This is a genomic window from Aminobacter sp. MDW-2 (assembly GCF_014250155.1).
GTDB lineage: Bacteria > Pseudomonadota > Alphaproteobacteria > Rhizobiales > Rhizobiaceae > Aminobacter > Aminobacter ciceronei.
Window position 1 is genome coordinate 3,846,484 of record NZ_CP060197.1, and the last position, 13,187, is coordinate 3,859,670.

At 63.8% G+C, this 13,187-nt stretch carries 13 protein-coding genes; 5 read left to right on the plus strand and 8 right to left on the minus strand.

The genetic code is table 11. The features are described from left to right. Nucleotides 1-192: 192 nt before the first annotated feature. The 5 genes from H5P29_RS19020 (at nucleotide 193) to H5P29_RS19040 (ending at nucleotide 6,644) form a co-directional block, all read left to right on the plus strand. A complete protein-coding gene (locus tag H5P29_RS19020) occupies nucleotides 193-888 on the plus strand; it encodes a TerC family protein (protein ID WP_067962072.1) in 696 nt (231 codons plus the stop codon). A gap of 199 nt (nucleotides 889-1,087) precedes the next feature. Further along, entirely contained in the window at nucleotides 1,088-2,404 is a 1,317-nt protein-coding gene (rimO, locus tag H5P29_RS19025; RefSeq protein ID WP_154386523.1) for a 30S ribosomal protein S12 methylthiotransferase RimO, read from the plus strand. A 169-nt stretch (nucleotides 2,405-2,573) separates the two neighbouring features. Then, nucleotides 2,574-3,824, plus strand: coding sequence for a multidrug effflux MFS transporter (locus H5P29_RS19030; protein WP_067962075.1), 1,251 nt, complete (start codon nucleotides 2,574-2,576; stop codon nucleotides 3,822-3,824). A gap of 128 nt (nucleotides 3,825-3,952) precedes the next feature. Continuing rightward, on the plus strand, nucleotides 3,953-5,170 hold the full coding sequence (locus H5P29_RS19035; RefSeq protein WP_246340692.1) for an ABC transporter substrate-binding protein: 1,218 nt from the start codon (nucleotides 3,953-3,955) through the stop codon (nucleotides 5,168-5,170). Nucleotides 5,171-5,576: 406 nt separating this feature from the next. Beyond that, on the plus strand, nucleotides 5,577-6,644 hold the full coding sequence (locus tag H5P29_RS19040; protein WP_154386524.1) for a helix-turn-helix transcriptional regulator: 1,068 nt from the start codon (nucleotides 5,577-5,579) through the stop codon (nucleotides 6,642-6,644). A gap of 137 nt (nucleotides 6,645-6,781) precedes the next feature. Here H5P29_RS19040 and H5P29_RS19045 read toward each other — a convergent pair whose 3' ends face one another. The 8 genes from H5P29_RS19045 to H5P29_RS19080 all read right to left on the minus strand — a co-directional run bounded on the left by H5P29_RS19045 (nucleotide 6,782) and on the right by H5P29_RS19080 (nucleotide 13,158). Next, nucleotides 6,782-7,921, minus strand: a complete 1,140-nt coding sequence (locus tag H5P29_RS19045; protein WP_067962082.1) for an NADH:flavin oxidoreductase — start codon at nucleotides 7,919-7,921, stop codon at nucleotides 6,782-6,784. Further along, complete coding sequence (locus H5P29_RS19050) at nucleotides 7,893-8,528, minus strand: nuclear transport factor 2 family protein (protein WP_067962083.1); 636 nt, start codon at nucleotides 8,526-8,528, stop codon at nucleotides 7,893-7,895. Before H5P29_RS19050 ends, H5P29_RS19045 begins: the two co-directional genes overlap by 29 nt. 32 nt (nucleotides 8,529-8,560) lie before the next feature. Next, nucleotides 8,561-9,019 (minus strand): MaoC family dehydratase, encoded by a 459-nt coding sequence (locus H5P29_RS19055; protein ID WP_067962085.1) that lies wholly within the window; start codon nucleotides 9,017-9,019, stop codon nucleotides 8,561-8,563. A gap of 2 nt (nucleotides 9,020-9,021) precedes the next feature. Next, nucleotides 9,022-9,822, minus strand: coding sequence for an SDR family oxidoreductase (locus tag H5P29_RS19060; RefSeq protein ID WP_067962087.1), 801 nt, complete (start codon nucleotides 9,820-9,822; stop codon nucleotides 9,022-9,024). 20 nt (nucleotides 9,823-9,842) lie between these two features. Continuing rightward, a complete protein-coding gene (locus H5P29_RS19065) occupies nucleotides 9,843-10,601 on the minus strand; it encodes an enoyl-CoA hydratase family protein (RefSeq protein WP_067962089.1) in 759 nt (252 codons plus the stop codon). A gap of 14 nt (nucleotides 10,602-10,615) precedes the next feature. Then, nucleotides 10,616-11,683, minus strand: a complete 1,068-nt coding sequence (locus H5P29_RS19070; protein WP_154386525.1) for a nitronate monooxygenase family protein — start codon at nucleotides 11,681-11,683, stop codon at nucleotides 10,616-10,618. A 130-nt stretch (nucleotides 11,684-11,813) separates the two neighbouring features. Next, nucleotides 11,814-12,578 (minus strand): SDR family NAD(P)-dependent oxidoreductase, encoded by a 765-nt coding sequence (locus H5P29_RS19075; RefSeq protein WP_067962093.1) that lies wholly within the window; start codon nucleotides 12,576-12,578, stop codon nucleotides 11,814-11,816. Between the two features lie 46 nt (nucleotides 12,579-12,624). Beyond that, nucleotides 12,625-13,158: a nuclear transport factor 2 family protein gene (locus H5P29_RS19080; protein WP_067962096.1), complete on the minus strand. Its 534-nt coding sequence runs from the start codon at nucleotides 13,156-13,158 to the stop codon at nucleotides 12,625-12,627. Nucleotides 13,159-13,187 lie beyond the last annotated feature (29 nt).

The following is a 13,187-nucleotide window of genomic DNA, read 5'->3' on the forward strand; positions in this document are numbered from 1 at the left end:
CTGGAGCGGCCGGTCGAGCTCCAAATACGAACGCCCAACCGCGTTTGTCACCAGGTTTCGTCAGCTTCACGTCAGGGAACGCGCCGATTTAAGCCGTTTCGAATAAACGCGTTGCTTGTCTGTTGACGCACGCGCGTCGGGCGTTATAGCCGACATCAAGACATTGGAACTGAACGGAGAGGGTCCCGTCCGATGGAGATATTCACTGCTGCAGGCTTCACAGCCCTTCTGCAGGTCATAGCTATCGACCTCGTGCTTGCCGGCGACAACGCCATCGTCATCGGCCTTGCCGCGGCAGGCCTTCCGGCCGATCAGCGCAAGAAGGCCATCCTCGTCGGCATCGCCGCGGCGACCGTTCTCCGTATCGGTTTCGCACTGATCACCCAATGGCTTTTGGCCATCGGGCCGATGCTTCTCATCGCCGGCGGCCTGCTGCTTCTGTGGGTGTGCTGGAAGATGTGGCGCGAACTGAGCGTCAGCCACGAGCAGGAACATGAAGCGACCGAGGCGCTTGCCGACGCCGACTATGACAAGGACGGCAAGATCGCCGCCAAGGGCCCGCGCAAGACCTTCGCCCAGGCCGCCTGGCAGATCGTCATCGCCGACGTGTCAATGTCGCTCGACAACGTGCTCGCCGTTGCCGGTGCCGCCATGGATCATCCCACGGTGCTGATCATCGGTCTGGCGCTGTCGATCGCGCTGATGGGCTTTGCCGCCTCCTTCGTCGCGCGCCTGCTGCATCGTTACCGCTGGATCGCCTATATCGGCCTTTTGATCATCCTCTATGTCGCGGTGAAGATGCTGCTCGACGGCGCAGTAGATCAGTTCCCGGAACAGTTTGGGTTCCTCAGCGAGTGGTTTGGCGGCCACAGCGCGCCGGCCCACTGAGCCGCAGCAACAGACCAAAAAGGGCCGGAGTTTTTCCGGCCCTTTTTGCATGTGGCGATCAGCCGGTTTGCTTGGGCCCCGATCTGTGCTATTGCGCCGCCCGAATTGAGCTCTTTTCAGAGCCGACAGATCGACACATCAACAGATTTCCGGGCCGGACCTCATGGGTTACCGGCCCGCGTCCATTGGAAACCTGCCTATGTCAGCAGCACCCCGCGTCAGCTTCGTCAGCCTCGGATGCCCGAAGGCGCTTGTCGATTCCGAACGCATCCTCACCCAGCTCCGCGCCGAAGGTTATGAGATCGCCCGCAAGCACGACGGCGCCGACCTGGTCGTGGTCAACACCTGCGGCTTCCTCGATTCCGCCCGCACCGAGTCGCTGGACGCCATCGGCACGGCAATGAAGGAGAACGGCAAGGTCATCGTAACCGGCTGCATGGGCGCCACGCCCGAACTGATCCGAGAGAAGCACCCCAACGTCTTCGCCATCACCGGCCCACAGGCCTATGAAAGCGTCATGGCCGCCGTGCACGAGGCTGCTCCGCCGGCGCACGACCCGTTCACCGACCTTGTGCCGCCTCAGGGCGTCAAGCTGACCCCGCGCCACTACGCCTATCTCAAGATTTCCGAGGGCTGCAACAACCGCTGCACGTTCTGCATCATCCCCGACCTGCGTGGCGACCTTGTCTCGCGCCCTGCCGCCGACGTGCTGCGCGAAGCCGAAAAGCTGGCCAATGCCGGCGTCAAGGAACTGCTCGTCATCTCCCAGGATACCAGCGCCTACGGCATCGACGTGAAATATGCGACCAGCGTCTGGAAGGAGCGCGAGGTCCGCGCCAAGTTCCTCGACCTGTCGCAGGAACTGGGCGAACTCGGCATCTGGGTGCGCATGCATTATGTCTATCCCTACCCGCATGTCGCCGACGTCATCCCGCTGATGGCCGAGGGCAAAATCCTTCCTTATCTCGACATCCCCTTCCAGCACGCCTCGCCGCGGGTTCTGAAAAACATGCGCCGTCCGGCCCATGGCGAAAAGGCGCTCGAGCGCATCCGCGGCTGGCGTGACGTCTGCCCTGACCTCGCCATCCGCTCGACTTTCATCGTCGGCTTCCCCGGTGAAACAGAGGAAGACTTCGAAATGCTGCTCGACTGGATCGACGAGGCCAAGATCGACCGCGCCGGCTGCTTCAAATACGAGCCGGTCAAGGGCGCGCGTTCCAACGACCTCGGCCTCGAACAGATCCCCGAGGAGGTCAAGGAAGCCCGTTGGCATCGCTTCATGCAGCGCCAGCAGAAGATTTCGGCCGCCGCGCAGGCACGGAAAGTGGGCAAGCGCCTGCCCGTCATCATCGACGAGGCCAACGGCACGTCGGCCAAGGGCCGCACCAAGTACGACGCGCCCGAGATCGACGGTTCGGTCCATATCCAGTCGCGCCGTCCGCTGCGCGTCGGCGACATCGTCACCGTCAAGGTCGATCGCTCCGATCCATACGATCTCTACGGCACCGCTGTCTGACACCTCTCCAGGGGCCGCAGCATGCGGCCCCTTTCTTTTGGCCGACACGCAGCCGAATTATCCCCGCGCTAGTCCGTATGACGGATGATCTTTCCCGGCACCGGTTCGATCTGGTGACAGGCACTCTGCCGCTCAGGCGCCTGCCATCGATCGAGCCGGGGCCAGCATCATGACATCAGACCGAGAAGACCAGCAGCCCGGCCTCATGAGCGAGCGGCGCGTGACCATCGTCGGTGCGGTGCTAGCCGGTCTCGGTCCCGCCTCGCTGTCGCTGTTCACGCCGGCCATGCCCGAAATCGTTCATGCCTTCGGCACCACCGAAGAGGCGGTGAAGATGACGCTCGGGCTGTATTTCGCCGGCTTCGCCCTCACCCAGCTGGTGTGTGGTCCTCTCTCCGACGGATATGGCCGCAAGCCGGTGACGTTGGCCTTTCTCGGCATCTACCTTCTCGGCAGCCTGGGCGCGCTGGTCGCGCCCTCCATCGACGTGCTGATCCTGTCGCGGCTGTTGCAGGGCGCGGGCGCGGCAGTCGGGCTGTCTTTGTCGCGCGCGATCGTGCGCGACCTCTTTGCCCACGAGCAATCAGCACGCATCCTCAACCTGATCACGCTGATCCTGGCGCTGGCGCCGGCCATCGCGCCGACAGTCGGCGGTCTGGTCATGGAAGTCGCCGGCTGGCATGCCATCTTCTCGATCATGTTCCTGATGGGCGTGGCGTCGTTGCTGACGGTCCGTTTCGCGCTGGTCGAAACCGTCGAGCGCGACCCGAGCCGGGTGCGGCTGGGCGCCGTCATGAAAACCTATCGCAATTTGCTCGGCAGCGGCTATTTCCTGTTCTCCAGCCTCGTCATCGCCGGCACCCTGGGCGCCTACTACACCCAGGCGACCGTCCTGCCCTTCATCCTGATGGATCGGCTGGGGCTGACGCCGGCGCAGTTCGGCCTCGCGATGCTGTTCCAGTCGGCCAGCTTCATTTCCGGCTCACTTGTCATGCGCAGTCTCATCCCACGTTATGGTGCCTATCGTATGGTGCCCGTCGGCCTGGGGATCAGCAGCCTCGGGGCTGCTGCCATGGCGGTCTTGCTCGGACTGTACGAGCCAACCTTCCTGTCGGTCGCGCTGCCCATGGCCATGTTCGTTCTAGGCAATTCATTCGTCATGCCGGCAATGTCTGCCGCGACTGTCGCCGCCTTCCCCGACAGTGCCGGGGCCGCCTCCTCGCTGAGCGGGTTCCTGCAGATGGGCAGTGGCCTCCTGGGCACTGTCGTCGCCGGTATCCTCGGCGATGCGATGCTGGGCATGTCCGTCGTCGTGCCGTTGATGGCACTGGGGGCCGTGCTCGCTTGGCTGGCCTGGCGCAAGCTGCCGGAGCCTGCCCTTGCGCGGGCCGTCGTCACCAGGAAGGCACCGCCGCGCTGAAGCATGCGTCTTTTGTTAGCTCTCGCTAACGAATTCGGAAGCTCCTCCCCCTCCATCGTCCAAGCGGACGATGTTTCGGACACATGGCCGTGACTGTTTGTCGGTCGAAGTAAGCGGAGGAGAAACGCATGAACTTCCAATGGAATGGTTCCATTACGCGTCGCACTGCCATCGGAATGGTGTCGGTGGCAGCCCTTGCCTTGTCGGCAGGTATTTCGCAGGCACAGGAGGTCGTCAAGATCGGCGGCATCATGTCGATGACCGGCGGCGGCGCCTCGATCGGCAAGACCGCCGAAGTGGGCTGGAAGCTGGCCATCGAAGACATCAATGCCGCCGGCGGCATTCTCGGCAAGAAGGCCGAGCTGGTTCTCGGCGACACCATGACTGACCCGACCCATGCCGTTGCCGAAGTGCGTCGCCTGATCGAGAACGAAAAGGTCGAGGCGCTCGTCGGCCCGGCAACCAGCCAGGAAACCATTCCGGTCGTTCCTGTGGCGAGCGAAAAGAAGATCGCCCAGGTTTCTTCTGCTGCCTCGACTCAGCTGACGCCCGAAGCTGGTCCGTTCCACTTCTCGGGCTCGGTCACTGGTCTCAATCAGATGAAGCCGAACATCGACTTCGCCATCGACGTGCTGAAGCTCAAGAAGCTGGCGCTGATTTCGGACAATGGCGGCATGTCCAAGGCTGCCGTGGTCGAGATCGTCGACTACCTCAAGTCGAAGGGCGTCGAGCCGACCGCGGTGCAGGAGTTCGCCTTCCGCACCGAAGACATGACCCCGCAGCTGTTCCAGATGCGCAGCTCGGGCGCCGAAGCGATCCTTCTGATCAACTCGATCGGCGACGACTCGCGCAAGCTGCTCGAAAACCGCGCCGACATCGGCTGGGACGTGCCGGTTCTGGCCAACCAGACGATGACCAACTACGCCGTCGGCAACGTCGCAGTGGTCGGCGAAGACGCCTTCAAGGACGTCTACAGCGTGCAGTTCGTCGGCATGACCTATTGCCCGAGCGACCCAGTCGGCGAAAACGCCTTCGCCAAGTTCGCCAAGCGCGCAAAGGAACAGGTCGCCGACGTCGACCGCATGGGCGGTGCCTCGGCGCTGATCCCGTACTACATCCAGCCGATCGTGCTGGCGGCTGCCATCAACGGTTCGGGCAAGACCGACGGCGAGTCGGTCGCTGCCTGGCTGCAGGCCAATGCCGCGTCCGTCCAGATGCTCACCGGCCCGATCCAGGCGAGCGGCAAAAGCCACTTCCTGCCGGCGCCCGAGTCGATCAAGGTGGTCAAGAACCCCTACAAGCCGCGCGAAGACGGTCTGGTCGAGCGCGCCGACTGCGGCGCCTGATTTCCTTCTTCATCTGCTGAACGTGCGGGCCGGGTCGCAAGATCCGGCCCGTTTCGTTTGCACTCTGCCCAAGACTTGTCCACCACTGACACCATGTCAAAAATTCTACGCAACGCATTTCGAATTTGACGACGTGTCAATTTAATGACATAACTGTCGACATTGATCATTTCGCATTCGGGAGGAAGCGCGATGACCGGTTCGAGCCTACGCAGCATGACAACTGGATCGTCGTCCGTCCGGCATCTTGCCCGACGAGGTTTCCTCCCGCCGTCCTGATCGGCTGACGCCGGGCCGATACCAGGCCCTCGCCAATACAATCGAACTCATGACCTCCTGGCATGCACCGCGCAGCCGGGAACCGGTCCCGCACGCCCCCGTGCGGCGGATTTTGGGAGCTCCTGCAATGACTTTTCACGCCAGATCGATCGTCGAATTCGGCCATTTCCTCAACCGCGTCTCTGACAGCCTGATGAACGGCAAGCCGCTGCGCACCCCGCTCGAGCTGATCCGCGAGCAGTTCGACGCCTATGCCGCGGTGCTGGTGATCGAGGACCGCCTGCGCACCGGCGAGACCTACTACGCCTTTACCGAGATCGACGAGATGATGACCGACACGGCAGGCGCGGCCCTCACTCGCCCGGCGCAGCTCGCTTATCTCTCCGAACGCTGCCAGCCGATGTCGGCCACCTATGTGCCTACCGACGACACCGCCCGCTACACGCTCTGGGTTTTCCGCGACCGGTCGGACACCAAGTTCGATGACGATGCAGCCTCGGTCTGCGAAATTCTTGTTTCGCAGTTGGCACGTGGCGTCGAGACGTCCTGGCGCATGGGCGCCACCGAGGTCGAGCGCCGTCTCTACTCCGACGTCATGGACAAGCTCTACGTCGGTGTCGTCATCCTCGACCATTCCGGCAAGATCGTCCGCGCCTCAGACGCGGCGACGCGCCTGCTCGAAGCCCGCGACGGCCTGCAGATCCAGGGCAACAAGCTGCGCGCCACCTCGGCCAAGGAGGACCGCGACTTCCAGACTGCGGTCAAGGCGGCCTTGCAGATGGCAGCCGACGACGCCGGCACGACTTCGCGGGGCCTGTCGCTGACCAAGCAGTCAGGCTCGCGCAATCTCGGCGTCATCGTCCGCCCGATCCGCGGCAGCAAGGATAACGCCGCCGCTGCCAACTCGGCGGTCGCTGTCTACATCCGCGATCCTGAAGCGAACCCGGAGGTCGAGGGCGAGCTCGTGCGCCAGCTGTTCGATCTGACGCCTGCGGAAGCCGCGGTCGCCCGCCGACTGACCGCCGGCCTGTCGCTGGAAGATGCCGCCACCTCGCTCGACATCTCCCGCAACACTGCACGTGCCCATCTGCGCTCGATCTTCTCCAAGAGCGGCATCACGCGCCAGACGGAACTGGTACGGCTGGTGCTGAACAGCGCCGTCATCCTCGGCCACGGACCGCGCCAGGCGGCCTGACAGGACATCCTCCCAACTCCCTGTCGACCCAAACTGAAAGCGCCGGCGGACACAGTCGCCGGTGCTTCTTTTTCGTCTGAGCAGATAGAAAGCTTGTCCCCTCGACAAGAAAGGCGCCGCGAACGGCGCCTTTCTGGTCAGAACAACGATTTCAGCTGTTCCTTGGCGTAGCCCACCCCTTCGTGGGCCCGGCCTTGCCGGACTTTAAGCGCCCAGGCCGGATCGGCCAATAGCGCCCGCCCGACAGCCAGGATGTCGAACTCGTTGCGTTCAAGCGGCTTCTGGATCACGTCGAGCGAAGCCGCCTCCGCCGCATTGAGCCCCGGCCGGTCGAGGCCGACGCCGCCGACTGCGATGACCGGCAAGCCGGTGATCTTCTTCGTCCAGCCGGCGAGCGTCACGTCACCCTCTGCCGCAAAACCCGGCTCCCATATGCGGCGTGTCGAGCAGTGCATGATGCTCACACCCGCGTCGACCAGCGGCTCCAGCACCTCTGCCAGTTCGCCAGGCGTTTCGCCAAGCACGGCCTTGTAGTCCTGCTGTTTCCACTGCGAATAGCGGAAGGAGATCGGGAAGTCGGGGCCGACGCGGCTGCGCATCGCCTCGATCACTTCCACCGCAAAGCGCGTGCGCTCGCGCCGGCTACCGCCGTAGCGGTCGGTTCGGCGGTTGGACGTCGCCCAGAAGAACTCGTCGATCAGATAGCCATGCGCGCCGTGGATCTCGACGCCGTCGAAGCCAAGCCGCTGCGCCGCATCCGCCGCCTCGGCATAGGACTCGATCACCTCGAGGATTTCCGTCTCGGTCATCGCCCTGGTGGCTTCCGGATGGCCGGTGAAGGCGTTGGTGTTCTCCGATGGACCGACGCCCGGAACACCCGGCTGCGGCGCCATGGCCGAGTTTCGGAAGCTGCCGGTGTGCCAGAGTTGAGGGAATATCTTGCCGCCGGCGGCATGCACTGCAGTGCGCACTTTGGCCCAGCCGGCCAGTGCCGCTTCGCCGGCGAAAAAAGGCACCCCCTCATAGCTCGGCGCCGTGGGGTGGCCGATATAGGTCGCCTCGGTGATGATGAGGCCGACCTGGTTCAGCGCCCTTCGCGAGTAGTAGGCGGACACCTTCTCATGCGGCACGCCGTCGGCGCAGAAATAGCGCGACATCGGCGCCATCGCGATGCGATTGGCAAGCTCCAGGGGGCCGATCTTGATTGGCTGGAACAGCTTGTCCGCGATCAGCCGATCCGAAGTCTTCTCAGCGCACACGGTTGCCACGGATTTCATTGCCTCTTCGCATGGTTTCAATGAAGGTTTCGAGTGGCGCCGGTTCCGGCAGGGCCTCATCAGGGCCCGAACGCGTCCAGAACTCTTTCCACGACGGAAACAGCTCATGGAACGAGCCTTCATAGGGCTCGCGGCCCGGCCAGCGCATCTTGCGCGAGCCGACCGGCGGCTTGTTGAGGTCGGTGGCATACCAGTAAAGCGGCTGGCGGCGGCGGAAGAACCAGCGGCCGTCGATGCGCTCATAGCGGTCGTAATACATCATCTGCATGATGACCCACTCGGCGCCGCATTCGTGCTCGTTCTTGGAATAGACGACGCCCACTGCATTGTCCGCGTCGACGAACTCGATAATGGTCGAGCCGACATGATGCGAGGTGCCGTCGAACTGCTTGCGCATCGTCTCGTCGAGCCAGTCGCGCAGGGCCGCCCTGCCCGATCTGCCGCCGCCGACCTTGACGTCGGGCGCAAACAGCGAGGCCATCGCATTCATGTCGCGCATGTCGAGCGCCAGCGAATATTTGGAAATCAGCTGGCGAATCTCGTCGCGCGACTCGAGCCTGTCCAGTCGCGCCAGGATCTCCGCCTGCGCGTCACCAGTCTTGTCCATTGTCACCTCCGGTGGCCGAAGCGCCGTGCGCCTCAGAAGTAGTAGCGGCCGACCATGTCGGCGACGCAGGCCGGCTTGGCCGAGCCTTCGATCTCAATGGTCACCCGCACCGTCGTCTGCACGGCGTTCCCCGGCAGAAACTCGGCGTTGACCAGTTCGCCCGTCGCCCGCACCTTGGAATTGACGGGCACCGGCGCCGGAAAGCGCAGCCGGTCGCAGCCATAGTTGATGCCCATCTTCATGTCCTCCGCCTTGAACAGGTCGGGCAGGAAGCCGTTGATCAACGAAAACGTCAGGCAGCCATGCGCAACCGTTCCGCCGAACGGGCCGTCCTTGGCGCGCACCGGATCGACATGGATCCACTGGTGATCACCGGTCGCCTCGGCGAACATGTCGATGCGCGCCTGGTCGATGGTGAGCCAATCGGTCGATCCGAGGTTCTGGCCGATGGCATCCACTGCCTCGTTGGGCGAGGAGAAGACGAGGCCCATGATCAGGCCCTCTGGCTGGAGACGGAGACGATCTCGCCGACCATGTAGCCGGCATAGTCACTGGCGAGGAACATCATGACATTGGCGATTTCCCACACTTCCGCTGCGCGGCCAAAGGCTTCGAGGCTGGTCAGCGCGTCAAGCTGTTCCTGTGGCGCCGACTTCTTGAGGAATTCGTGCATGGCAATCGACGGAGACACAGCATTGATGCGGATGCCGTATTCGGCTGCTTCCACCGCCGAGCAGCGGGTGAAGGCCATGACTCCGGCCTTGGCCGCGGCATAGTGCGACTGGCCTTTCTGAGCGCGCCAGCCGAGCACGGAGGCGTTGTTGACGATGGCACCCTTGCCGCGCGGCTGCATCTTCTTGAGTGCGGCGCGCGTCATGCGCATCGTACCGGTCAGGGTGACGTCGAGCACCAGGTTCCATTCGGCGTCGGTCATTTCCACGACGGACTTGAGGCCGCCGAGACCGGCGTTGTTGATCAACACGTCGATGCCGCCGAGCTTGTCTTCAGCCGCATCGACAAGCGACTGCACCTGCTCCTCGTCGGTGACGTTGCAGAGCTGACTGTAGATCTCGACGGTCGGCGAGAGTTCGCGCAGCTTGTCGGCCGCTTCCGCCAGGCGCCGTTCGTGGACGTCGGAGATCATGATGGCGCGGCAACCTTCCTCGATCGCCTTGCGGGCTGCAGCGAAGCCGATGCCGACGCCGGCAGCCGCGGTAATGAGCACCGAACGGCCCTTGAGCAGGCCATGGCCTTCGACATAGGGCGGGGCGGGAAGGATCTTGGTGGCGGTCATGTCCGGGCGTCCTGATCTGGTTACTTCTTGAAGTCGGCGTCGCGTTTGCCGACGAAGGCGTCGCGCGCTTCCTGCGATTCCTGGGTGAGATAGGCCTGGGCCGTGAACCCCTGCTCCCAGCGGTATTTCTTCTCGAGATCGCCATCCTCGATGCCGTTCAGCGCCTCTTTGGCGAGACGGATCATGATCGCGCTCTTGGCGGCGATGGTCTTGGCGAGCTTGAGGGCGGCATCTCGGAGCTCCTCGCGCGGCACCACCTTCTCGACCGCGCCGAGGCGATAGGCTTCCGCAGCGTCGATCGGCTCGCCGGTGAAATACATCTGGCGCACCTTCTGCACCGGAAACAGGCGCTGCAGATGCGCGCCGGCGCCGAGCGCGCCGCGGTCGACCTCTGGCACGCCGAAGGTCGCGTCAGGCGAGCACAGGACGATGTCGGCCGAGCCGCAAATGCCGATGCCGCCGCCGAGGATGTAGCCATGGGCAGCCACGATCACCGGCTTCAGGCCGCGATGGATGGCGCGGAAGGTTTCCCAGTTGCCGGCATTCACTTCGGGAATGCGCTCCGGGTGCTTCTGAAGTTCCTTGATGTCGACGCCGGCGCAAAAGCCCCGCCCCTCGGCACGGATCACGATTACGCGGACATCGGCATTGGCGTTGAGCGCGTCGATCTCCTGCGAAAGCCTGCGCCAGCCGATACTGTCGAGCGCATTCACCGGCGCGTTCTCGATCACCAGTTCGGCAATGCCGTCCTCGATTTTGGTCCAGAATTGGTCGCTCATCGAATTCTCTCCACTCAATTGGCGGCGACGAGCGCCGAGATGGCCTTGAGCCGCGCTTCCGCCTCGCTGACGATGCGGGCGATCAGCTCTTCGCAGCTTTCGAGCCTGTCGATCATGGCTGCGGCCTGGCCGGAAGGCAGCAGGCCGGTTTCTGTGTTGCCTTCGACCACGCCGCGTTGCACCAGCGTCGGCAGGTTCGGCGCCATCACGGTCTGGGCGAAGCTGTTCTCGCCGCTCGACAGCACCTTGAGGCCGAGCTTGGCCATGGCGATCGGGCCAAGCCCGCTCTCCTTGCCCCACTGGCGTGCGTACTTCATGCTCATGGCGAGGCGCGCCGGCAGGCTCATGTTTTCGAGGCGCCTGATCTCGGCATTCTCGATGAAGCGCTGCGGCAGGCCGTCGACGGCGGTGGTCGTGCGGATGAGTGTCGGGTCCTTGGTCGCGAGATAGCGATCCAGCGCCGAGCGCGGCACCGGCGATTCGTTGGTCATCAGGAAGCGCGTGCCCATGGCGATTCCGGCGGCGCCATAGCCGAGAGCTGCAGCAAGGCCGCGCCCGTCGAAGAAGCCGCCGGCGGCAACCACCGGAACCTTCACGGCGTCGAGCACCTGGGGCAAAAGGATGGTCGTCGGCACAGCACCGGTATGGCCACCCCCCTCACCGCCCTGGACGGTGATGATGTCGGCACCGAGCTCGACAGCCTTGATCGCGTGCTTGACCGCACCGACGGTGGGCATGCACACCACGCCGGCATCCTTGAGCCGCTTGATCGTCTTGGCATCGGGGCCGCGGCCGTAACTCACGGCGCGCACCTTGTGCTTGATGACCACCGAGATGACTTCTTCGGCGTTGGGCTGGAACATGTGGAAATTGACGCCGAACGGACGGTCCGTCTTCGACTTGATGGCGAGGATCTGGTTTTCGACATCGCCCGGCTCGGTGGTCGCACCCGCGAAGAAACCGAAGCCACCGGCATTGCAGGTCGCGGCGGTGAGGTTTGCGTCGGCCACCCAGCCCATGGCCGTCTGCACCACCGGATAGCGGCTGCCGAGGCGTTCGCACAAGACGGTATGCAGGTTCATGGACATTCTCTCTCGCTGGAAGTTCCGGCGACCGCCCATCGGCCGATGGCAGAAGGGCGATCGCACTGTCTCGTTTCAAATGATGCGCCGCACAAAGCCGAACATCGTCTGAATGAACTAACGAAAACGATCAGTAGAAGACGCGTCCGCCGTTGACCATCAAGGTCTGGCCGGTGATGAAGCGCGACTTTTCGCTCGACAGGAAAATCACAGCATTTGCAATGTCTTCCGGCTCGCTGAGTTCACCGAGCGGGATCATGTTCCTGGCCCGCTCATAGGCATCCTTGGGGATGCGCTGCATGGCGCGCGTATTGGTCGGGCCGGGGCAGACGGCATTGACGTTGACCTTGAACGGCCCGAGTTCGCGGGCAAGCGCGCGGGTGAAACCGAGCACGCCGGCCTTGGCCGAGGCGTAGTCGACAGTGCCGATATCGCCATTCATCGCCGAGTCCGACGAGATCGAGACGATCTTGCCCGAGCGGCGCTCACGCATGTCCTCGACCACCTGGCGTGTGCAGGTCAGCGTCGTCATCAGCGACACGCCGATCACGAACTGCAGCGTCTCGGGTTTGGCCTGCCAGAACTCGGAATAGTTTTCCCGCGCGGTCTGGCCGATGTTGTTGAGCAGCATGTCGACCGGCCCGAGGTCGCGCTTGATGCGGACAAAGCTCTCGGCGACGACCTCCTGATCCATCATGTCGCCGACCAGGGGCAGCGCTTTGACCTTGTGGGCGCGCACCAGTTCGGCGGTTTCGGCCAGCGCCGCGGCTTCGCGGTCGAGGATCGCGACATCGGCACCTTCCTGGGCATAGGCAATTGCCGCGGCGCGGCCGATGCCGTTGCCGGCACCGGTCACCACGGCAATCTTGCCGGCGAATTGTCTCTGGTCAGTCATGCTTTCGCTCCCTCAGGAAGTCCTGGTCTGTGAACTGGTTTGGATGTCAGCCATGACGACCGAAAAGCGTCAGGGCCCGGTAGGACAGGTCGTCGGGTCCCGGCTGGCCAGGCGGGCTGCCGGCAGCGAAATCCTTGTAGGCATCGGCGTCAACGACTCGCCTGGTCGACCAGTCGAGCGTGATCGAGCGACCGAGAAATCGCCACTCGCCGCCATCCCTCCGGTAGCGGTCGAGGCTGCGGCTGCCGGTGATCACTTCATGAGCGTCGGGGCCATGGGTGCGGTGATAGTTGATCTTGTAGACCTCGCCCTCGGCGCGGTCGCCATCGACCTCGAAGCTGGTGTTGACCACGTAATGCGCGGTCGCGGCATAGTTCGACAGCGCCTTCTCGACGAAGGCCATATAGTCGTCCGGCCCGCCCACGAACATGTCGCCATGCTCCTCGTAGGCTTCGTCGTGATAGAGGCTGCGCAACAGCTTGAAGTCGCGCCGGTCGACGGCGCGCGAATAGGCCGTCACCAGTCGCCGCAGCGCCTCGCGCGCCGCGATCTCCTGAAGACCCGCCTCCCTGATGCCCATGCCAAATTTCCTCCCTGGCCCAGGCGCGT

Coding starts and splice junctions, on each gene's coding strand:
- H5P29_RS19020 (WP_067962072.1), top strand. CDS start 193: ATGGAGATATTCACTGCTGCAGGCTTCACAGCCCTTCTGCAGGTCATA.
- rimO (WP_154386523.1), top strand. CDS start 1,088: ATGTCAGCAGCACCCCGCGTCAGCTTCGTCAGCCTCGGATGCCCGAAG.
- H5P29_RS19030 (WP_067962075.1), top strand. CDS start 2,574: ATGACATCAGACCGAGAAGACCAGCAGCCCGGCCTCATGAGCGAGCGG.
- H5P29_RS19035 (WP_246340692.1), top strand. CDS start 3,953: ATGAACTTCCAATGGAATGGTTCCATTACGCGTCGCACTGCCATCGGA.
- H5P29_RS19040 (WP_154386524.1), top strand. CDS start 5,577: ATGACTTTTCACGCCAGATCGATCGTCGAATTCGGCCATTTCCTCAAC.
- H5P29_RS19045 (WP_067962082.1), bottom strand. CDS start 7,921: ATGAAATCCGTGGCAACCGTGTGCGCTGAGAAGACTTCGGATCGGCTG.
- H5P29_RS19050 (WP_067962083.1), bottom strand. CDS start 8,528: ATGGACAAGACTGGTGACGCGCAGGCGGAGATCCTGGCGCGACTGGAC.
- H5P29_RS19055 (WP_067962085.1), bottom strand. CDS start 9,019: ATGGGCCTCGTCTTCTCCTCGCCCAACGAGGCAGTGGATGCCATCGGC.
- H5P29_RS19060 (WP_067962087.1), bottom strand. CDS start 9,822: ATGACCGCCACCAAGATCCTTCCCGCCCCGCCCTATGTCGAAGGCCAT.
- H5P29_RS19065 (WP_067962089.1), bottom strand. CDS start 10,601: ATGAGCGACCAATTCTGGACCAAAATCGAGGACGGCATTGCCGAACTG.
- H5P29_RS19070 (WP_154386525.1), bottom strand. CDS start 11,683: ATGAACCTGCATACCGTCTTGTGCGAACGCCTCGGCAGCCGCTATCCG.
- H5P29_RS19075 (WP_067962093.1), bottom strand. CDS start 12,578: ATGACTGACCAGAGACAATTCGCCGGCAAGATTGCCGTGGTGACCGGT.
- H5P29_RS19080 (WP_067962096.1), bottom strand. CDS start 13,158: ATGGGCATCAGGGAGGCGGGTCTTCAGGAGATCGCGGCGCGCGAGGCG.